This window comes from Nesterenkonia muleiensis, assembly GCF_003600155.1.
Taxonomy (GTDB): domain Bacteria; phylum Actinomycetota; class Actinomycetes; order Actinomycetales; family Micrococcaceae; genus Nesterenkonia; species Nesterenkonia muleiensis.
Genome location: NZ_QWLD01000056.1, coordinates 1 through 18,364, shown reverse-complemented (window position 1 = coordinate 18,364; position 18,364 = coordinate 1). Strand labels below are relative to the sequence as shown.

Genomic DNA, 18,364 nt, shown 5'->3' with positions numbered 1-18,364 from the left:
AAGAGCGCTGGCATGGGGCGAAAGGAGGGCGTGTGACGGATCTGGTACTGACTGCGGTCTTCGCAGTGCTGGTGCTGAACCTCATCCTGGCCGCGGTGAGCTGCGCTCGCCGGCCCCAGGCAGAGTCTTGGCTGCTGGTGGTCCTGCTGGCAGGCACCACCGGAGCTGCCGCCGCCGCAGTGCTGGCAGTGCTGGCAGAGAATCCCCGCTTTCTGGACGCCGCGGTGGTGCTGACCGGCACAGCGGCACTCACCGCAGCGGTGCGGGCAGCAGCACGACGCCGCACCCCGGCCGATGATTCCCAGCAACAGGCAGGTGCTGGCCCATGACCAGCGTGCTGGAAGTCGCCGGAGTGCTGCTGGTGGTGCTGGGAACAGTGTTCTTCACCGCCGGTACCGTCGGCCTGCTGAGGTTCCCTGATGTGCGCAGCCGGCTGCACGCCCTGACCAAGGCCGACAATCTGGGCCTGGGCCTGCTGGCCCTGGGCATCGCGGTGCTGCTGGGCAGCTGGACTGCGGCCGGGCTGCTGATGCTGACCTGGATTCTGGCACTGGCCGCGGCGTCGGTCTCGGCCCGGGTGCTGGGTGAGCTGGAAGCCGAGACCCCAGCAGCGGAGGCAGGCGATGGCTGAGCCCGTTGACTGGGTGCTCGCCGCCGCCGCGCTGGTCGCCGCAGCAGTGGTAGTCCTCCCGCGCTCGCTTCTGCCCCATACCCGGATCGTGCAGGTGATGGGGTTTCTACTGCTGAGCGTGGTGACCTCGCTGATCTGGCTGCGGCTGGACAGCGTGGACGTGGCGCTGGCTGAGGCCGCGCTGGGCGGCGGGCTGCTCGGCGGAGCGCTGGTCTATGTGGCCTCCGGCCCCAGAAGAGACCGGCCGTCCGCTGCCGCCACCGGCTGGCTGGCACCGGTGTTGGGGACAGCTGCCGGGGCGGTCCTGGTGGTGATCCTCGCGTCGGCCTGGCTGCGGGTGGAGCAGACGATGCCCGGGTGGACCGATCCGCTGCAGGAACAGCTGCCCGCTACCGGTGTCGAGCATGGGATCACCGGGGTGCTGCTGGCCTTCCGCGCCTACGACACCCTGCTGGAGTCTGCGGTGCTGATGCTGGCGGCGCTGGCCGCGCTGGCCCTGCGGCAGAACACAGACCCCGGAGCCGAGCCTGAGCTGGCCTCCTTCCGGCACACCCACGCCGGGCACACCGCCCGGAGTGCGACCTTCAGCTGGATGGTGCGCCTGAGCGCACCGGTGCTGCTGCTGGCCGGGCTGTGGCTGCTCTTCGCCGGAAGCTCCGACTCAGGCGGCGCCTTCCAGTCCGGGGCGGTCCTGGCGGCACTGCTGATCCTGCTGCGGGTGGCCGGTACCGCACCGCGGTGGCTGGCCCCGTCCCATCTCAACGCGGCTCAGGACCGACTTAGCACGGTCCCGGGCCGCATCATGGTCGCGGCACTGGTGGCCGGCGTCGTCGTGTTCATCCTGGCCGGACTGCTGGGACCGCTGGTGGGCGAACCGTGGCTGAGCTGGGACCCGGCATGGGCCTTCGCAGTGATCCTCACCGTGGAAGTGCTGCTCACCGCCGGTATTGCCGCCGGGCTCTACGCGCTGTATCTGGCGCTGGAAGATCCCCGGGCGACCGGGGAACGGACGGTCAGGCACCGCACAAAGGCCGGTGAGAGCCGATGAGCGCGGTGATGCTCTACCTGCTGCTGGGCACGGTCTTGGCAGTGGCCGGGACGGTGCGCATGCTCTTAGTGCGCGATCTACTGGCCCGGCTGATCGCGATGAACGTGGTCGGCATCGGTTCGCTGGTGATTCTGCTGGCCCTGGGAGCGCGAGGGGGCGCCGACGACGCCACCGACCCGGTGCTGTCCGCCCTGGTGATCACCGGACTGGTGATCACCGTGGCATTCACCGGTTTCGGCGCCGTGCTGATCCGCAGGATCGAAGGTCCCCGCCCCTCTGACAGGGATGGAGGTGACCGAGGATGACAGCGGCTGAGCTGAGCCTCGGCGCGGTGGTGCTGGCCCCGCTGCTGGCCGCGGCACTCGCCGCAGCGCTTCCGCATACCGCACGGCGGGCGCTGGGGGTCGGCATCGCTGCGCTCGTCCTGCTGCTGACTGGGCTGCTGGCCGTCCAGACTGTGGCCGGCGAGGTCACCGAACTGGCGCTGGGCGGGTATCCGGCACCGCTGGGGATCCACCTGCGCGCCGATGGGCTCTCGGTGCTGTTCCTGGGGATGACTGCGCTGGTGGGCGCCGTGGTCACCGTGTTCGCCGCGGCCAGCAGGCATACCCATCAGGCGTTTTGGACGCTGTGGCTGGGCTGCTGGGCGGGGTTGAACGCGGTCTTCGTCTCCGGGGACCTGTTCAACACCTATGTGGGTCTGGAGCTGGTGGGCCTGACCGCGGTCGCCCTGGTGGCACTGGGCGGACGAGGATCCTGGGCGCCGGCGCTGAGGTACCTGTTCATCGCCGTGCTCGGCTCACTGCTGCTGCTGGTGGGTGTGGGGCTGATCGTCTCGGTGACCGGAACCCTGGACGTCGTCCAGGCCGCAGAGGTGCTGGCCGGCCGGCCCGATGCCGCACCTGCGGCACTGCTGGCTCTGACGCTGATCACTGTGGGACTGTGCATGAAGCTGGCCCTGCTGCCGATGCACGCCTGGCTGGTTCCCGCCCACGCCTCGGCACCCAGTGCTGTCTCACCGCTGCTCTCCGGGCTGGTGATCAAGGCCGCACTCTTCGTGCTGCTGCGCTGCTGGCTGTGGCTGACGGACTCCTCCGGTGCCCTCTCCGCTCTGGCTCCGCTGGCCTGGGGCCTGGGGGCCTTCGGTGCGGCTGCGGTGCTCATCGGCTCGGTGATGGCGCTGCGGCAGAGCGCGCTGAAGCCGCTGGCGGCCTATTCGACCGTCGCCCAGGTGGGCTACTGGTTTGTGGCCTTCCCGCTGCTTCTGGAGGAGGACGCCGCCGAAGGTGCATTCATCGGGATCGTCGCCCTGGCCCTGGGGCACGGGATCGCCAAGGCTGGCCTGTTCCTGGGAGCCGGATACCTCAAGGAGGCCTACGGCACCGATGAGATCGAGCAGCTGCGGGGTGCCGGCCGTCAGCACCCCTATGCGGTCATGGGGATGAGCCTGGGGCTGGTGGGACTGATCGGGCTGCCGATCTCGCTGGGCTTCACCGGCAAATGGAACATCGCCACTGCGGCAGTGGCTGCCGAGCACTGGTGGATCCTGGTGCTGCTGGCAGCCGGCACTCTCCTCTCGGCCGGCTATGCGGTCCGGGCTCTGGCCCCGCTGCTGCTGCAGGAGTCCCCCACACCGGGTGAAGCCCGCATCTCCCGCAACTACCGCTCCGTGCCGGGGCTGTGCGTGATCGGCCTGGGTGCGCTGACCCTGGTCACCGGCTTCGGCGGGGTGCTGATCGCTGAGGCGCTGGAGGTGGGAGCCCCGTGGTGAGCGACCTGTTTCCCTCTGCTGCGCTGCCGGTGGTCCCGGTGGTGATGGTGGCACTGTCACTGACCGCGGCGGTGCTGATCTTCCCGATGGCTGAGCGCAGGGTGCGCGCCCGCTCCTGGGTGAACCTGGTGGCCGCGGCGATCAAGGTGCTGCTGATCGCCGCCCTGGTGCCCGGGGTCGTCGGCGAGGGTCTGCGCCCAGAGTTCGCCGCCCCGTTCTTGCCGGGGATCGACCTGGTGCTGCGGGTGGACCCGTTGGCGCTGTTCTTCGCCGGACTGTCGTCGATCCTGTGGCTGCTGACCACGATCTATGCGATCGGCTACCTCAAGGGGAAGCCGCACCAGAGCCGGTTCTTCGGGTTCTTCAGCCTGTGTGTGACCGCCACGGTGGGCATCAGCTTCGCTGGGAATCTGCTGACCTTCCTGGTCTTCTATGAGCTGCTGACCCTGGTGACCTATCCGCTGGTGGCCCACTGGGGTAACGCGAAGTCGCTGCAAGCGGCCCGGATCTACCTGCGCTATGCCCTCGGCGGCGGTGTGGCGGTGCTGCTGGGGGTGGTGTGGCTGACTATGACCGCCGGGCCGGTGGACTTCGCCGAAGGCGGGGCTTCTGGGGTGGCCGAACTCGCGACCTCCAGCCCCGGCACGGCAGTGATGATCTTCATACTGCTGGCCGGGGGCATGGCGGTGAAGTCGGCGATCGTTCCGCTGCACGGATGGCTGCCCACCGCCATGGTGGCTCCGGCCCCGGTCTCAGCACTGTTGCATGCGGTGGCCGTGGTCAAGGCAGGGGTGTTCGGCATCGTCCGGCTGGTCGACGATGTCTACGGCATCGAGGTGGCCTGGCAGCTGGGGGTGCTGACTCCGCTGCTGGTGGCAGCCTCCGTCACCGTGATCTACGGCTCCTACCAGGCGCTGCGCCAGCAGGAGATCAAGCGCCGGCTGGCATTCTCCACGGTCTCCCAGGTCAGCTATGTGGTGCTGGGGGTGACCATGTTCTCCATGGCGGGCACCGCCGGCGGCATGGTGCACCTGGTGCACCAGGGGATCATGAAGATCACCCTGTTCTTCTGCGCGGGGCTGTTCGCCGAGGTGCTGGGGGCGCATAAGATCTCCGATCTGCGCGGTGCGGGCCGGCGCATGCCCTGGTCCTCCGCGGCGTTCACCGTGGGCGCCTTCGGGATGATCGGGCTGCCGCCGACGGCCGGGTTCGTCTCCAAATGGCAGCTGGGGCTGGGGGCCCTGGACTCGCCGCACCCGTGGGTGCTGGGGGTGCTGGTGGTCTCCTCACTGCTCAACGCCGCCTACTTCCTGCCCATGGTCTACAACCTCTGGTTCGGTGCGTCGCAGCAGGATGAGCACGACGACGCCACCCACCACGCCCACAGCGGCACCCCGGCCCGGGAGCCGCTGGCGCTGCTGGCGCCCACCCTGTGCACCGCCGGCTTCACCCTGTTGGCGGGGTTGGCCGCCTCGGTGTGGTTCGCCCCGCTGGAGATCGCCCGGTTCATCTCCGAGGGGGTCTTCGGCTGATGATGGAGACCTCTTCTGCTGCACCGGCGCTGGTTGCCCCGGTTCTCATGACGCTGAGCCTCTGCGTGCCTCTGGCGGCAGTGGCCGTCATCGCCCTGGCCGGAGTGCTCGGCCCGCAGCGAGCCCACCGGCTGCGCCGCGGCACCGCGATCGCCTCACCGCTGACGGTGCTGCCGGCGGGGCTGCTGGCCCTCACCGGCGAAGGCACTGAGCTGGAAGTCCCCTGGCTGCTCTTCGGCTCGGTCTTCGCCATGGATGCCACCGCCCGTGCGCTGACGCTGATCGCGGTGCTGCTCTACGGAGCCGCCCTGATGGCGGTCACCTGGGTCAAGCTCAGAGACGCTGAACGGGGCTCCGGTGCGCTGAGCGCCTTTTTGATGGTCTGCTTCACCGGCAATATCGGCGTCTATCTGGCCGCCGATGCGGTGAGCTTCTACCTGGCCTTCGCCGTGCTGAGCTTCTCAGCCGCCGGGCTGGTCATCCATTACCGGCATCAGGCCGCACGCCGGGCCACCCGGATCTACCTGGTGATGTCGGTGATCTCTGAAACCGCGATCCTGGCAGGGCTGCTGCTTGCCGCAGCAGCCCTGCCCTCCCTCAATCGCCTCGGAGGCGAAAGCGAGCTTTCGCCTCACTCGGCTCAATCGTTCGCGGCAGCCCCCTTTCTGATTGCTGATGCGCCGGAGGCCATTGCGGCTTCCCCACACACTGGGCTGATCGTGACCCTGCTGTTAGTGGGCTTCGGCGTCAAGGCCGGCACCGTTCCGCTGCATGTGTGGCTGCCGCTGGCCCACCCTGCCGCTCCGCCGGCGGCCTCGGCGGTGCTCTCCGGGGCGATGGTCAAAGCCGGCCTGGTCGGCTGGCTGCGCTTTCTCCCCACCGGCGATGGCGCTGCGCTGACCACAGCCGGCAACACTCTGCTGACTCTAGCCCTGGTGGGCGCCTTTGCCGCGGTGGTCATCGGTGTGCTGCAGAGCGACCCGAAGGTGGTGCTGGCGTACTCGACGATCTCCCAGATGGGCTTCATCACCTGCCTGGTGGCGGCCGGGATGCTGGTCCCGGAGCTGGCGGGGGTCACTGCGAGTGCGGCAGTGGTCTATGCGGTCCACCACGGGCTGGCCAAGGGTGCGCTGTTTTTGGGGGTGCCGGTGGTCAAGCACTATGGCCGCGGCCCCACCGGGGTGGTGGTGCTGATCGGGATGGCGGGTGCCGGACTGGCAGTCGCCGGGGCCCCGCTGACCTCGGGGGCCTACGGCAAGTACGTGTCCAAGGAAGCAGTGGAGGGCATCAGCGTGCTGGGCCTGGGGCTGGATCAGATCCTTCCGCTGGTGGCCACCGGCTCGACTCTGCTGCTGATCCGTTTCGCCTTCGTCGTGCGTCAGACCGAGCTCCAGCCCCGCCGCCGGCCCGACGGTGCGACCCGATTGAGCCGAGTGAAGACCCGGGCTCGCTCGGAGTCTTCCGAGACGATTGAGGGTTGGCCGGCGCTAGACGGCCTACTGCTCTCCTGGCTGGCGGTATGTGTGGCAGGCATCGTGGTGCCCTGGCTGATCGGCCAGCACTGGATCGCCGGTGCCGAGGAGTTCAGCTGGACTGCCGGTGCGTTGTGGGACGCCACCTGGCCGGTGCTGCTGGGGTTTCTGCTGGGTATCGTCATCTGGCGCCTGGCCGCACGGAGAAAACTGCCCTCGTGGCTGCGGGCCGATGGTGAGCTGGTCAAGCCGGGGGATCTGATCGGGGCCGAGGAGTCCCTGGCCGTACGGACCTACCGCACCGGGGGCAGTGCCGCCTCCCGGGTGCACGAGGCGACTGAGTCCGCAGGCTCCCGGGCAGCTGATGCCGCCTCCGCGCTGGCCGGCACAATCCGCGATACCGCCGCTTCCGGTGAGCGCAGGCTCGCCGCCTGGGAGGGCAGCGGAGCTGTGATCGTCGTCGTGCTGGCTGCTGCCGCTACTGTGCTGATCTGGAGGTGGTGGGGGTGAGGTGGGTGGTCGCAGCCGGCCTGCGGGCCGTTGTGCTGGGTCTGATCTGGGTGTTCTTCGCCGGCTGGTCGGCCGGCTATGCCGTCTACGGTGCGTTCTCTGTAGCGGCGTCCACCGCGCTGAGCCTGGGCCTGCTGCCACCGCGCGGTGTGCCTGATCCTCGCCGTTGGCCGCGCCGGGTGTGGTTCTTCGCTGCACTGGCCGGGTGGTTCCTCTGGCAGTCGGCCAAGGGAGGTGCCGATGTGGCCATCCGGGCACTGCGGCGTGTTCCGGATATTTCCCCCGAGGTCGTCGTCGCCGTCGTGGAGCTGCCCGAGAGTCCTGCCCGGCAGCTGGCGATGCTGATGATGAACCTGATGCCCGGCTCGATGATTCAACGCGGGCCGATTCGGCGCGAGCCGCACCAACACAGTGACTCCGGCACCGCTGAGACAGCGGCCGAGGTGGTGGAGCTCCATACCCTCTCCACCGCCCTGGGTCCGGCGCAGCAGTGGCGCCAGCTGCAGCGCCGGGCCGCCCTTGCCTTCAGCTGAGCCCCGCTTCCCCCGGCAGCGCCTGGTTCAGCCGCTCCAGGGCGTACTCCCAGGGGATCCTCTCCTGCTCCAGCCTGATCCCGCCGTGGTCGGCCAGCGCGGCGAACCCGTCCCGCTCCGCTCCAGTCAGGTGCTCCGGAATGGCCCGTGGCGCGTCTTTGCGGTCAGGACCGGCCAGGTCCAGGTGTGCCTTGAGCGTGGCGCGGTCCATCAGAGCTGAGGTGGTCTGCGGGAGCCTCTGGCGGATCATGGACAGCATCTGGAATCCGTCGACGTCCAGATCGCCCCAGTAGAGGATCTGCGCCTGGTGCAGCCAGTCGATGCTGGCCAGGGCTTTGACGGCATACCCGGAGTTGTGGATGGCGACGACGCCGTCCCACCGCGGCAGTGCCAGCAGGGTCTGGAGGTTCTCCACCACCAGCACCGCCCGCAGCTCCCACATCTGCTCTGCCAGCCGGTCCAGCTCCTGAGGCGGGGAGCTGAGATCGGTGATCCCGCCGGGTGCCAGCGCTGGGTCCAGGAACCGCAGCCGCATCAGCCCTGGGGGTGTGAGCAGGCCCAGCGAGGGACGTCCGGAAGCGCTGGCGTAGAGCGGCTCCACCAGGGCGGAGTGCCTCTCCAGCCATTTGCTGTCCACCCCACGGATGGGCATCTGGCGCGGGTAGATCCCCGGTTGCGGGTTCTGCAGCAGCCAGACCAGGGCCTCGCGGACCCGGAGGTATTCGGCCTGGTCCAGATCTGCGATCCGTTTGACCCGCCGCCGCAGGGCCTCCTGCACCGTCTCCACCAGGGCGCTGCCCGGGGCCGCGCCGTGGACACCGAGCAGTCCGGCCAGCTCAGCGGTGCGTGATTCTGCGGCCTGCCAGTGCCCTTTGCGTCTGATGAACCCGGCGGCGTCGTAGGGTTCGGCGAGCACCAGCCGCACCGGCATGCGCTGGGATCCCGCGCTGGCCCACTGGCGGGTCTCCCAGATCACTCGTCCACCGTCGCCGAGCCCGCGTTCGGCCCGCCGCCAGGCGGCGATCCAGTCTGCCGCGGACGTGGTCTCGGCGAGCACCTGCTCCTGGGTCGGCGGGTGCAGGGGGATGTCGACCACAGGTTCGGCTGCCCCGGCCACCGCCCATTCGGGGTGCTTGCGTTCGTAGAGCCGTCCGATCCGCTCTGCGGCGTCCTCCGGGGTGACCATCAGTTCACCTCGAACAGTGCCTGGTGCTCACTGTCCCCGGACTCAGTCTCCGTGGTGTCGGTCTCATCGGCGGCCCGGCCGTTCTGCCCAGAATCCGTTGACTCAGGGTCGGCCTGTTCAGTGGCACCGTCCTCCGGCGCATTCTGTGCCTGCCGGCCGGCTGCCAGCCTGTCGTCGTCGATGCTCACCGGTGAGAGGTAGGAGTACCTCCCATCTGGGGAGGTGACCAGCACGATGCCGCCCACATAGTCCTCCAGGGCCGCGGTGCGCTCGGGGTCCAGAATGAGCGTGTAGAAAGCGGTGAAGGACTTCCCCGCATCAGACTCTTGGAGCAGGTCAACGCCGCGGAAGATGTCTTCCAGCACAGTGCCGCGGGAGGCCGGCTCCTCGATGAGCTTAGCGCGCAACCGGCGGTTGATCTCCTCCAGCTCGGTGCGCAGCCGGGCGAAGTCTTCGGGAAGCTCCGAAGCCAGGGCCAGGATATCTGTGGCCTGTTCGGCGGCAGCGTGTTCAGGCATCGTCTCGATCTCACCGGCCTCCAGTGCGGCGATGCGTTCGTCCAGCTTGCGCCGCTCTTCCCTGAGGGCCTCCACCCGGCGGGTGATGTCCGGGTCGGTGTCCACAGCCAGCCGGTGTACCCGGTCCACGATGGTGGACAGGCGGGATTCGGTCACACTGGTGCGCGGGGTGCCCAGCTCCTGGATGAACCTGATGGCTCCCAGGGCACCGTCGGAGAGCGCGTAGACCTCCTGCCGAGTCTCACCAGAGCGGCGGATGAGGAACCCCTGGGTCAGCCAGGAGCGGACGTACTGCACTGCGGTCTGGGGGAGGTCGAACTGGCCGGTGTCGCGAAGCTCGGTGAGATCTGCCTCAACGGCTTCAAAGAGGTCGGCGGCGGGCATCTGCCTTCGCTCACCGGCCAGGTGCTCACCCAGAATGGCCACCGCGACCGGCGCGTTCTGCGATCGCAGCAGGCTCAGGGCGGGATGGTCCTCGATCAGCCTCTGCGCACCCAGCGAATCCCGCACTACTGCCATCTGGCCAGACTACAGCTCAGTCAGGAGATGATTCACCGGCAGACACCCCGAACTGGCAGCAACAGCCTCTCCAGAGCCCGGAGATCGCCCCGCTTCACTCGTCGTTCCACGCCCCCCCAATCAGCGCGCACAGATCCGCTCCAGTCCATGACATCGTCCTCCTGGTCGGCCTGTTCGATCACGCGCATCTGCCGCTTGACCTCTGCCCGGATTGTGGGGTCATTCATCATCGCCAACTGGTGATGTCGATGTGGACACCCACTTGGGCTGCGACCTCGACGAGCCAGTCCCGGTCCCACTGCAGCAGGGTGGGATGGCGCCGGGGCGGCCAGCCCTGCTGCGCCTTCAGAGTCTTGCTGTGGTCGGCTCCGAACAGGCAGTAGGCGGTCTTCCCGTTGAAGTGCCGGCACAGGTACGCCACGCCGTCGGCGCCATACTCCCAGGCGGCCTCCGCCCAGGTGACCGTCCGCGGGTACTCATCGGCCAGAGTGTCGGTGAGGTCCCGCGGGTGCAGGCCGAAGCGGCCGAGCCCGGCGCTGCGGTAGGACACCAGTCTCAAGGGGCGAATCACTTCAAGCCGGGTGATCGCCCGCAGTGACAGCTCGGTGAGCGGCAGCCGAGTTCCCTCGTGGAGCACGTCGATCCGCCGACCACCAGCCGTGTAGGGGTGCTCGGCATCAGTCACCTTCCACTCCGCCCCAGGAAGTACCGCCTCAACGAGACCTCCGATCATCCTCAGCATGTCTCCGTCCTCGGTGTCCGAAACGCTACGGATGCGCCAGAGATCGACCTGGTGCGGCTCGCCGACATGACTGCGATCAACAGCGTCGCGCCGGTAGACCAACCCCGGGGCCACGATGAGCTCATCGACACTCGTTCCTCCGGCATAGTCTTCGAGGGCTCTCGGAAGCTCTGCACCAGTGTGACTGCGGAGCATCACCGTCGGGCTCAGATAACGGGTGTATCGGCGGTCTCGTGTGACGTCACGCGAGTCATAGCCGAGGCGGTCATAGTTCTCCCGCACCGGCACAATCGGCGGGTTGCGAACATAGCGGACGGTGCTGTTCCCCTCGGACCGCAATGCGGTCACGACCGAATCAAGAAGTGCGTGAATGGCATGATCGCCTTGCGCGGGGACAACGTCAACAACCTCATGGCCAGCAACACCTAGTCGTCGTAAATGTTGCGGCGGTGCCCCAGATCCAAGGCGACGATGACCAGCTTTTCGTCTTGGATGTCGCAGACGATGCGGTAGTCACCAACTCGGTAGCGCCAGTGACCGGCCAGGTTTCCGGTCAGGGCTTTGCCGCGGACTCGCGGGTCATCCAGTGAGGAAAGGGCCCGCAGGGCTGAGCGGAGACGGCGGGCTACTTGGGGGTCGAGCTTGCGGAGCTTGCGCTGTGCGGCGGGGTCGAGCTCTACCGTCCAGCTCACTCGATCTCATCCAGGATGCTCATGTCCACCGGCTCATCCTGGAGTCCCAGGTCGCGCTCCACCTCATCCAGAGAGACGGTCTTGCGGCGTCCGGCGCGGATGTCCTCGGAGCGCTTGGCGATGGAGTACTCCCACTCCAGGCGGTCCAGGCCGGAGGTCACCAGCTCGCGCAGGTAGAAGGACTTGGACCGCTTGGTCTCAGCGGCCAGCTTCTCCAGGCGTGCGTCCACGTCGGCAGGCAGCCGAAGCGATGTAGGGACGGCAGCATTGGCCATGATGATTCCTCCTATGCACTACGTGTAGTCAAAAGTATACGCCTACTCTGCCTCAGGGGATAGAGCGCTATTTCACCGCCCGGAGGGCACGGTGGACTTCCAGCGCGGAGACCGGCGTGAAGTGAATTGATGGTGGGGCGCTGTTCTGTTCAGCGAGGCGGTCGCTGGCACTTCGGGCAGAAGTACGACGACCTGTTCATGAACTTCTCTCGCACGATCAATGTCCCGCAGCGTAGACACGGTTGGCCAGCCCTGCCATATGAACGTAACAACCTGCTGAAGTACCCGGAGGCGCCGTTGACGTTCACGTAGAGCGCATCGAAGCTGGTCCCTCCGGCGGCGAGCGCGGCCTCCATCACCTCGCGCAGCGCTTCCAGCAGCCGCATAGCCTCGGCACGGGTCACCGTCTCGGCCCGCCGGGCGTAGTGCAGCTTCGCCCGCCACAGCGCCTCATCGGCGTAGATGTTGCCCACCCCGGAGATCAGCGTCTGGTCCAGCAGCGCCCGCTTCAGCCCAGTACGACGACGGCGCAGGGTTCTGAACAGCCATTCCTCAGTCACAGCCGGCTCCAGCGGGTCGGGGGCGATATGCGCCGCCGCCTGCGGGACCTGCCTGCCCGCTATCCCGGTGACCAAAGGGGAGAGCTGCATCCCGCCGAAGATCCGCTGGTCAATGAATCTGAGGTGGGAGGGAAGTCGCGCCTTCTCTGCCCTAGCGCTCAGCGCCAGGGTGATCTTCAGATGCTTCTCAGCCGGGGCGTCGTCGTCCTCGATCAGCACCTGACCGCTCATGCCCAGGTGGATCAGCAGCGCCGGGGGAGGATCGGCGTCGTCGTGCTGTTCCAGCGGAATCCAGAGGTACTTGCCGCGCCGCTCCGGGACTCCGAGCACGGAGCCGGTCAGCTGACGCTGGAACGCCTCCGGCCCTTCTGCAAACCGCCGCAGGCTCCGCGGGTCATAGACCTGCACACGCTCGACGCGACGCCCGGCGGCCCAGCGCTCGACGCCGCGGCGCACCACTTCGACTTCAGGCAGTTCAGGCATTACCCACGCACCATGCGGATCTCCAGAACACCCTGCAGGCTAGGGTCGTTCTCCTCCTCGCCGAGGTCCTTCTCAGCACCGTCGGGCTCGAACCCGTGCTTGCGGTAGAAGCGCACCGCACGCGGATTGTCCTTGAACACCCACAGCGAGGCCGCCTTGTCATTGAGCAACTCAGTGAGCATCTCCGCAGCCGCCCCAGAGCCGTGGTGCGCGGCCAGCAGGTAGATCATGTACAGCTCGTGGTCGACATCGATGTCATCCTCGCGCGGTGGGCCGATCTGGGCGATGCCGACCACCTCGCCGTCGGCCTCAGTGACCCGGGTACGTGCCCGGTGCGCAGGGTCGGCCAGCATCTGCCGCCAGGACTCGATGCGCCGCTCATACGCCTGCTCGTTCCAGAACGCCTCGGGCAGGATCCCGGAATACGCCTGCTCCCAGGCTTTGACATGCACGCACGCCAGCTCTTTGGCCTCATCCATCCGCGGATGCCGGATCGTATAGTCCCCGCTCATGCAGCTACCTTACGCGGCTGCGCGGGAGCGTGCGCGAGCGTTCACCAGTCGAAACTGCGGAGCCGGACATTCACCGCTCGTGCGACCTCCGCCAGCCACACCACATCGTCTGAGGTATCGAACAGACGGGATGCAGGATGCTTCTTATGCACTGAGAGCGCCTCGTCAGATACTCGATCGCCGAAGAGACAGAATGCTGTGGCCGAGTTGAAGTGCCGAGGCATATAGACCACACCGCCCAAGCCTTTCTGCCATGCAGCCTCCGCCCACTTCACCGTGGAGGGGTAAGCCTTTTTAGGCGTATCGGTCAGGTCGCGGGGAAACAGTCCAAGACGCCGTAGCCCTGCCCCGTGAAAAGCGGCCAGCTGCACGTCTTCACGCACCTCGATCACCGACAGCATCTGGTTTCTCCAGGCCACCGGCACCAGCGCGCTTCCGGGCTCGGCGTTCCGCAGGATAGTCTCGTGCACCGCCACCTCAGGACTCGTCGCAGCATAGAGCACCGGCACTGTCGGCTCGCCGAAGAACGAGAACCGTGCGCTCCGTCCATATCCGGGATTGAACGCAGTGCCGTCATTGAGGGTGCCGTCGGGAAACTGAGCACTATGCACCCGGAAGAGCAGCGAGCCAGTCGGCAACGTCTCTGTCAGTGGAGTGAAGTCAGCACCGGGTTCTGGCCAGGTCACCAGATCCCCTTCGCCTCATCCTCAGCATCGGTGATGACCTTGTTCACCTCATCGGTTCCAATAAGTTCAGCAGGCTCCCGGCCGTCGATCGCCCCATTGGGTCCGGTCAACCAGAGCAGAATATCCTGGGAATCCCACCCCGCATTGAGCAGAGGTTCCACAATGTGTTTCCACTCAGGATGCGCACGGTCTCCCTTGAACTGGAAACGGGGATAGAGCTTCTTACCGGCGCGGGTGAAGCTGAGGATGTTCTCCCGCTTGGCCAGATTGGTCGCCACCGAACGGTTCTGCGGGTTGGCTCCGCGCAACCGTGCAATATCTGCAGAGGTGTAGACCCCGTACTTATCGATGAGTTTGCGCCACATGTGGTCCACCGCCACCACGTGCCACGCCACCGAAGGGTGGACGAGGTCAGGCTTCAACTCCACATCCCGCGCGAAATCTGCGAACGCAGACCGACGCTGGAGCAGATCCTCAGCCAGGTGCCGTGCTTCCTCCGGGCTCATGTTCTCCGGCACCGGGATCTCGACGGTCGTCGTCATCTCACCACCTCCTGAACCTACGCATACAACAGTTTATCTCACCGTTGTCCGTGTTGCTATGGGCGCACCATCCGGATCTTGGGAAGATTGGCGATAGTGACCAAATGCTCCACCGCGCCGTCGGGCTCGAATCCGTGCTTGCGGTAGAACGCGATGGCACGGGTGTTGGCCTGCATAACCCACAGGTACGACGGCGTCCGCTCCGGGTGCACGGCGGTCAGCAGCCTGTGTGCCAACCCGGTTCCGTAGGTCTGCGCGAGCACGTAGAGCCGGTGCAGTTCATGCGGGAAAGGGGCGTCATCCTCCCGGGCGGCGCCGAAGATGCCGAACCCGAGCACACGGTCGCCGTCCTCTGCAAGAAGAATCCGCTGCGGCTGCCCCGTGCTCGTGGTCGCGCCGCATTCGCTGCTCTGTCCACTCAAGCCTCCGCAGTACCCATCCGATAAGGCCGCCGACGACGGCACAACGCCCGAGATGCCCGAAACGTAGTCCCGCAACGTCTGGGTCCACTGCTCAGCGCGCTTGGCAGGGGTATTGCGCTCAGCCATCCACTCTGACGGGAAGTAATGTCCGTAAGCCTCATTCGCGGCGATCGAATGCGCGAGCCCAATCCGCTCCGCATCGCCGGCTTCCGCTTCTCTGATCACCATCTGTCCGAGCATCCGTCCAGGATATCGACCATGCAGACTGCTCACACCCGCATCGGCTGCGGATTGCCATTCTGCGCAATCCAGAGAACATCTCGGGAGGAGACCGACCCCTTTTCGGCAACGTTCGCCGCCTCTTCCTACGCCTCCTTCTGGCATCTTTAAAACCTGCTATCGTCCTAATAGGAATACTGCTAACATCAGGTTTAGGATGCTGCTATCCTCCGAATAGCGAGGTCTCTCTATGGCGTATATGAGGCGAACCGTCGACGACGAGCTCGACGAGCTGTTTCCCAGCACTCCTGCCATCGCACTAGACGGCCCAAAGTTCGTGGGGAAGACCACCACAGCGCACCAACGCGTCAAGAACGTTCTCGCCCTGGACAACCCCGCCACCAGAGAACTCGTAGGCGCTGACCCCTTCGACGCCATCTTCAACGAACCCACTCCCACGCTGATCGACGAATGGCAGAATGTACCGGCTGTCTGGGATGCCGTTCGGCGAGCCGTAGATGCAGCTCCGACACGCGAGGGTAAGTATCTACTGACAGGCAGCGCCAGCCCTTCCCCCGGAACCACAGCTCACAGCGGAGCTGGCCGAATCATCCGCATGCGCATGCGCCCCATGACACTCTCCGAACGAGGCGTGAGCGAACCGGTAGTCAGTCTCCGAAAGCTCCTCTACGAACCTCCAGCAAGCCTTTCCGGACGTTCCACCCTCACTCTGCGCGACTATATCCAGGAGCTTTGCCGGTCTGGCTTTCCCGATATTCGATCCTCGCCGGAACGGAACCGACGCAAGGATCTCTCCTCATACCTACACAACATCGTCGACCGGGATATTCCTGAACTCGGCGAAACCGTGCGACGCCGGGAGGTCCTCCTCGACTGGTTACGAAGCTATGCACTCAGTTCAGCAACGACGGCCAGCTATAAGACCATCATCGATCAAGCCACCCCCGGGGATTCGGACCCCCCAGCCCGTGACACACTCGACAAATACCGCGATCTGCTCCGTCAAATCTGGATTGTAGATCCCGTTGACGCGTGGCATCCACGCGGGATTCCCATCGATCGACTCTACACTGGCCCAAAACATCACCTGGCGGACCCGGCACTCGCTGCGCAGCTGCTCCAGCTCACACCTGAGAAACTCCTACGGGGTCAACATGGAATCAATCCACCACGTGGAAGCCTTCTCGGCAACTTCTTTGAGTCATTTGCTACCCTATGCATCCGCGTGGCGGCTCAGGCCGTCGAGGCCGAGGTGCGGCATATGCGAACACGCAACGGCGACCATGAGGTCGACCTGATCATCGAGGGTCATGACGAAAGCCTGGTTGCCATTGAGATCAAAGCCACCGCAGTGCCAGAGAACAAGGACTTCAAACACCTTAAATGGCTTCGAGCCCAGCTGGGGGCGCGCTTGACTGATGCGCTCCTCATCACCACCGGCCAGGGGGCTTATCGGCGCGAAGACGGAATCGGCGTGGTGCCGCTGGCGATGTTGGGACCGTAGCCGCACCAGACCGACACCAGGGACAGCGGCACCAGAGACAGAGAGGCCCCCGGGCAGGGCGGTAGTGATCCTGTCCGGGGGCCTCGGTGCGAACCGTCAGCTCAGTGGTGAGGTGACGGCGGCGTCGTTGTCCAGGGGTTACTCGCCCTGATGAACGAAGGCGACATCGAGCTCGATCTTTACGGTGTCGGAGACCAGCACACCGCCGGCCTCCAGCGCGGCGTTCCAGGTCAGGCCGAAGTCCTTGCGGGAGATGGAGGTGGTCGCCGAGAAGCCGGCGCGAGTGGCGCCGAACGGATCAACGGCCTGGCCGCCGAACTCGACCTCGAAGGTGACATTCTTGGAGACACCGCGGATGGTCAGCTCACCGGTCAGGTCGAAGGTCTCGCCGGAGGGTTTCACGCCGGTGGACACGAAGGTCAACTCCGGGTACTGCTCGGCGTCCAGGAAATCTTCGCCACGGACGTGGGCGTCGCGGTCGTCGTTCTTGGAGTTGAAGGAGGCGGCCTTGACTGATCCGTTGACATCAGTGGTGCCGTCCTCGGACACCTTCAGAGTGCCGGTGGCCTCCTCGAAGATGGCGCGAACCTTGGAGATGCCGGCGTGCCGCACAGACAGGCCGAGCTCCGAGTGGCCGGCGTCCAGGGTCCAAGTACCGGGGGTAAGAGTAACTGCCATGGTGAAATGCTCCTTGAGTGATGGGTGGGTGCGAATCATCGCGTTCTTGCACCGCCTCGGGGCACTGCCTCCGTGCGGCATGACTGATGCAACATCACCATACCCCAGATATATTTCAAAATTGAAGTAGCACCTGCTGTTTGCCCGCGATTCGTCCCTCCATATACGGCCGCCGAACCATCGAATACCCGTCCAGCGGTCCCTGCAGCTATGCGGAGGTTCGCGGGATCAGCCGGGTGCCCAGGATGACCGGTGAGTCGACGTCCTCGTCCTCTAAGAGCCGCAGCAGCATCTGGACCGCTGTGGTCGCCATCCCGGTGACCGGGTTGAGCACCGTGGTCAGGGCCGGACGGGTCAGCTGTGCTGCCGGGGTGTCGTCGAACCCCACGACGGCGACGTCGTCGGGTACATGACGCCCGAGCCGCTGAAGCTCATGAAGGGCGGAGACCGCCATGAGGTCGCTGGCCACGAACACCGCATCCACATCAGGGGCACGGTCCAGCATCCGGCGCATCGCCAACGCCCCCGAGTCAGCGGAGAAGTCCGCATTCTCGATCAGATCCGCGGACATCCCCGCCTCAACCAGCACCTGATGCCAGCCGGCCAGACGGTCCTGACCAGCAGCCATGTCCTGGGGACCAGTGATGGTGCCGATGCGACGCCGGCCGCTGCTGACCAGATGCCGGGCCGCGAGCGCACCACCGGCCCGGTTGTCGACATCGACGTAAGGAATGCCCACATCACCGACGAACGGCCGCCCCACATAGACCGCGGGCAGCTTGGTCTGCTGCAGGACCTGCCAAATGTGATCATCCTGGTGATGCGAGACCACGATGGCACCGTCGGTGTACCCGCCGCGCAGGTAGCGTTCGATCTTGTGCGACTTGCCCGGCTGCCCCATGGCCAGCAGCACCTGGACCGGAGAATCAGCCAGGGTCTGGGTGATGGCCGCCAGCACGGAGGCGAAGAACGGGTCGGTGAACACCCTGTCCTCAGCCTCAGGAACCACCACCGCAATGGAGTCGGCCTCCTGGCGCACCAGCGAGCGGGCATTGCGGTTCGGGCGGTAGCCAAGCTGGGCAATAGCGGCTTGGACAGACTCACGGGCCACACGGCCCACCCGCGGATCGGCGTTGACCACCCGGGAGGCGGTCGCGCGGGAGACCCCGGCGCGCGCGGCGACATCCTCCAACGTCGGCAGGCGCTTGGCCGGCACGGGCGTCTCCTTTCTGTGCTGGTTCCGCTGGGCGGCAAAGCCGCCTCAGCTCTCGGCCGGCTGACGCCGGCCATCACACCTGAAGCTGGTCC

The 18,364-nt window shown here is 66.3% G+C and carries 22 protein-coding genes; 9 read left to right on the top strand and 13 right to left on the bottom strand.

The features are described from left to right. Positions 1-32: 32 nt before the first annotated feature. The 8 genes from DVO78_RS16275 to DVO78_RS16240 are packed head-to-tail and all read left to right on the top strand — an operon-like array spanning position 33 to position 7,497. Positions 33-329 (top strand): hypothetical protein, encoded by a 297-nt coding sequence (locus tag DVO78_RS16275; RefSeq protein WP_120006482.1) that lies wholly within the window; start codon positions 33-35, stop codon positions 327-329. After that, entirely contained in the window at positions 326-631 is a 306-nt protein-coding gene (locus DVO78_RS16270) for a cation:proton antiporter (RefSeq protein ID WP_120006480.1), read from the top strand. The genes DVO78_RS16275 and DVO78_RS16270 overlap by 4 nt, the downstream gene beginning before the upstream one ends. Next, positions 624-1,679 (top strand): MnhB domain-containing protein, encoded by a 1,056-nt coding sequence (locus DVO78_RS16265; protein WP_120006478.1) that lies wholly within the window; start codon positions 624-626, stop codon positions 1,677-1,679. Before DVO78_RS16270 ends, DVO78_RS16265 begins: the two co-directional genes overlap by 8 nt. Continuing rightward, complete coding sequence (locus DVO78_RS16260) at positions 1,676-1,984, top strand: NADH-quinone oxidoreductase subunit K (protein ID WP_120006476.1); 309 nt, start codon at positions 1,676-1,678, stop codon at positions 1,982-1,984. Before DVO78_RS16265 ends, DVO78_RS16260 begins: the two co-directional genes overlap by 4 nt. Next, positions 1,981-3,450, top strand: coding sequence for a complex I subunit 5 family protein (locus tag DVO78_RS16255; protein ID WP_120006474.1), 1,470 nt, complete (start codon positions 1,981-1,983; stop codon positions 3,448-3,450). The genes DVO78_RS16260 and DVO78_RS16255 overlap by 4 nt, the downstream gene beginning before the upstream one ends. Then, on the top strand, positions 3,447-4,982 hold the full coding sequence (locus tag DVO78_RS16250) for a complex I subunit 5 family protein (protein WP_238385369.1): 1,536 nt from the start codon (positions 3,447-3,449) through the stop codon (positions 4,980-4,982). The genes DVO78_RS16255 and DVO78_RS16250 overlap by 4 nt, the downstream gene beginning before the upstream one ends. After that, positions 4,982-6,964 carry a proton-conducting transporter transmembrane domain-containing protein gene (locus DVO78_RS16245; protein ID WP_202912228.1) on the top strand — a complete coding sequence of 661 codons (1,983 nt, stop codon included), beginning with the start codon at positions 4,982-4,984 and terminating at the stop codon, positions 6,962-6,964. Before DVO78_RS16250 ends, DVO78_RS16245 begins: the two co-directional genes overlap by 1 nt. Continuing rightward, on the top strand, positions 6,961-7,497 hold the full coding sequence (locus DVO78_RS16240) for a Na+/H+ antiporter subunit E (RefSeq protein WP_157984096.1): 537 nt from the start codon (positions 6,961-6,963) through the stop codon (positions 7,495-7,497). The genes DVO78_RS16245 and DVO78_RS16240 overlap by 4 nt, the downstream gene beginning before the upstream one ends. Here the strand turns inward: DVO78_RS16240 and DVO78_RS16235 are convergent. The 11 genes from DVO78_RS16235 to DVO78_RS16185 all read right to left on the bottom strand — a co-directional run bounded on the left by DVO78_RS16235 (position 7,490) and on the right by DVO78_RS16185 (position 14,874). Next, the gene (locus DVO78_RS16235; protein WP_120006468.1) at positions 7,490-8,683 is read right to left on the bottom strand and encodes a Wadjet anti-phage system protein JetD domain-containing protein; all 1,194 of its coding nucleotides are present in this window, start codon (positions 8,681-8,683) and stop codon (positions 7,490-7,492) included. The two genes, DVO78_RS16240 and DVO78_RS16235, sit on opposite strands and share 8 nt — an antisense overlap. Beyond that, the gene (locus DVO78_RS16230) at positions 8,683-9,720 is read right to left on the bottom strand and encodes a DUF3375 family protein (protein WP_120006466.1); all 1,038 of its coding nucleotides are present in this window, start codon (positions 9,718-9,720) and stop codon (positions 8,683-8,685) included. The genes DVO78_RS16235 and DVO78_RS16230 overlap by 1 nt, the downstream gene beginning before the upstream one ends. A gap of 32 nt (positions 9,721-9,752) precedes the next feature. After that, positions 9,753-9,947 carry a hypothetical protein gene (locus tag DVO78_RS16225; protein ID WP_157984095.1) on the bottom strand — a complete coding sequence of 65 codons (195 nt, stop codon included), beginning with the start codon at positions 9,945-9,947 and terminating at the stop codon, positions 9,753-9,755. Further along, positions 9,947-10,963, bottom strand: coding sequence for a tRNA ligase subunit PheS family protein (locus DVO78_RS16220; RefSeq protein WP_120006462.1), 1,017 nt, complete (start codon positions 10,961-10,963; stop codon positions 9,947-9,949). The genes DVO78_RS16225 and DVO78_RS16220 overlap by 1 nt, the downstream gene beginning before the upstream one ends. Further along, a complete protein-coding gene (locus DVO78_RS16215; RefSeq protein ID WP_120006460.1) occupies positions 10,888-11,154 on the bottom strand; it encodes a type II toxin-antitoxin system RelE family toxin in 267 nt (88 codons plus the stop codon). The genes DVO78_RS16220 and DVO78_RS16215 overlap by 76 nt, the downstream gene beginning before the upstream one ends. Further along, on the bottom strand, positions 11,151-11,429 hold the full coding sequence (gene relB / locus DVO78_RS16210; protein WP_120006458.1) for a type II toxin-antitoxin system RelB family antitoxin: 279 nt from the start codon (positions 11,427-11,429) through the stop codon (positions 11,151-11,153). Before relB ends, DVO78_RS16215 begins: the two co-directional genes overlap by 4 nt. Before the next feature lie 149 nt (positions 11,430-11,578). Next, positions 11,579-12,472 carry a bifunctional DNA-formamidopyrimidine glycosylase/DNA-(apurinic or apyrimidinic site) lyase gene (gene mutM / locus DVO78_RS16205; protein WP_120006456.1) on the bottom strand — a complete coding sequence of 298 codons (894 nt, stop codon included), beginning with the start codon at positions 12,470-12,472 and terminating at the stop codon, positions 11,579-11,581. After that, the gene (locus DVO78_RS16200; RefSeq protein ID WP_120006454.1) at positions 12,472-12,984 is read right to left on the bottom strand and encodes a GNAT family N-acetyltransferase; all 513 of its coding nucleotides are present in this window, start codon (positions 12,982-12,984) and stop codon (positions 12,472-12,474) included. Before DVO78_RS16200 ends, mutM begins: the two co-directional genes overlap by 1 nt. Positions 12,985-13,025: 41 nt before the next feature. After that, positions 13,026-13,670 (bottom strand): RES family NAD+ phosphorylase, encoded by a 645-nt coding sequence (locus DVO78_RS16195; RefSeq protein WP_157984094.1) that lies wholly within the window; start codon positions 13,668-13,670, stop codon positions 13,026-13,028. Beyond that, positions 13,667-14,212: a hypothetical protein gene (locus tag DVO78_RS16190; RefSeq protein ID WP_120006450.1), complete on the bottom strand. Its 546-nt coding sequence runs from the start codon at positions 14,210-14,212 to the stop codon at positions 13,667-13,669. The genes DVO78_RS16195 and DVO78_RS16190 overlap by 4 nt, the downstream gene beginning before the upstream one ends. Before the next feature lie 56 nt (positions 14,213-14,268). Next, positions 14,269-14,874, bottom strand: a complete 606-nt coding sequence (locus DVO78_RS16185) for a GNAT family N-acetyltransferase (RefSeq protein ID WP_157984093.1) — start codon at positions 14,872-14,874, stop codon at positions 14,269-14,271. A gap of 238 nt (positions 14,875-15,112) precedes the next feature. Here DVO78_RS16185 and DVO78_RS16180 point away from each other — a divergent pair, with 238 nt between their 5' ends. Further along, positions 15,113-16,378, top strand: a complete 1,266-nt coding sequence (locus DVO78_RS16180; RefSeq protein WP_238385367.1) for an ATP-binding protein — start codon at positions 15,113-15,115, stop codon at positions 16,376-16,378. A gap of 138 nt (positions 16,379-16,516) precedes the next feature. Here DVO78_RS16180 and DVO78_RS16175 read toward each other — a convergent pair whose 3' ends face one another. After that, positions 16,517-17,056: a YceI family protein gene (locus DVO78_RS16175; RefSeq protein WP_120006812.1), complete on the bottom strand. Its 540-nt coding sequence runs from the start codon at positions 17,054-17,056 to the stop codon at positions 16,517-16,519. A 208-nt stretch (positions 17,057-17,264) separates the two neighbouring features. Next, a complete protein-coding gene (locus DVO78_RS16170; RefSeq protein ID WP_120006444.1) occupies positions 17,265-18,272 on the bottom strand; it encodes a LacI family DNA-binding transcriptional regulator in 1,008 nt (335 codons plus the stop codon). Positions 18,273-18,364 lie beyond the last annotated feature (92 nt).

Excerpts from the sequence above, each read along its gene's own strand:
- DVO78_RS16265 (WP_120006478.1), top strand. The coding sequence starts at position 624 with ATGGCTGAGCCCGTTGACTGGGTGCTCGCCGCCGCCGCGCTGGTCGCC.
- DVO78_RS16260 (WP_120006476.1), top strand. The coding sequence starts at position 1,676 with ATGAGCGCGGTGATGCTCTACCTGCTGCTGGGCACGGTCTTGGCAGTG.
- relB (WP_120006458.1), bottom strand. The coding sequence starts at position 11,429 with ATGGCCAATGCTGCCGTCCCTACATCGCTTCGGCTGCCTGCCGACGTG.
- DVO78_RS16235 (WP_120006468.1), bottom strand. The coding sequence starts at position 8,683 with ATGGTCACCCCGGAGGACGCCGCAGAGCGGATCGGACGGCTCTACGAA.
- DVO78_RS16190 (WP_120006450.1), bottom strand. The coding sequence starts at position 14,212 with ATGACGACGACCGTCGAGATCCCGGTGCCGGAGAACATGAGCCCGGAG.
- DVO78_RS16180 (WP_238385367.1), top strand. The coding sequence starts at position 15,113 with ATGAGGCGAACCGTCGACGACGAGCTCGACGAGCTGTTTCCCAGCACT.
- DVO78_RS16175 (WP_120006812.1), bottom strand. The coding sequence starts at position 17,056 with ATGGCAGTTACTCTTACCCCCGGTACTTGGACCCTGGACGCCGGCCAC.
- DVO78_RS16270 (WP_120006480.1), top strand. The coding sequence starts at position 326 with ATGACCAGCGTGCTGGAAGTCGCCGGAGTGCTGCTGGTGGTGCTGGGA.
- DVO78_RS16230 (WP_120006466.1), bottom strand. The coding sequence starts at position 9,720 with ATGGCAGTAGTGCGGGATTCGCTGGGTGCGCAGAGGCTGATCGAGGAC.
- mutM (WP_120006456.1), bottom strand. The coding sequence starts at position 12,472 with ATGCCTGAACTGCCTGAAGTCGAAGTGGTGCGCCGCGGCGTCGAGCGC.
- DVO78_RS16245 (WP_202912228.1), top strand. The coding sequence starts at position 4,982 with ATGATGGAGACCTCTTCTGCTGCACCGGCGCTGGTTGCCCCGGTTCTC.
- DVO78_RS16225 (WP_157984095.1), bottom strand. The coding sequence starts at position 9,947 with ATGAATGACCCCACAATCCGGGCAGAGGTCAAGCGGCAGATGCGCGTG.
- DVO78_RS16255 (WP_120006474.1), top strand. The coding sequence starts at position 1,981 with ATGACAGCGGCTGAGCTGAGCCTCGGCGCGGTGGTGCTGGCCCCGCTG.
- DVO78_RS16185 (WP_157984093.1), bottom strand. The coding sequence starts at position 14,874 with ATGCTCGGACAGATGGTGATCAGAGAAGCGGAAGCCGGCGATGCGGAG.
- DVO78_RS16200 (WP_120006454.1), bottom strand. The coding sequence starts at position 12,984 with ATGAGCGGGGACTATACGATCCGGCATCCGCGGATGGATGAGGCCAAA.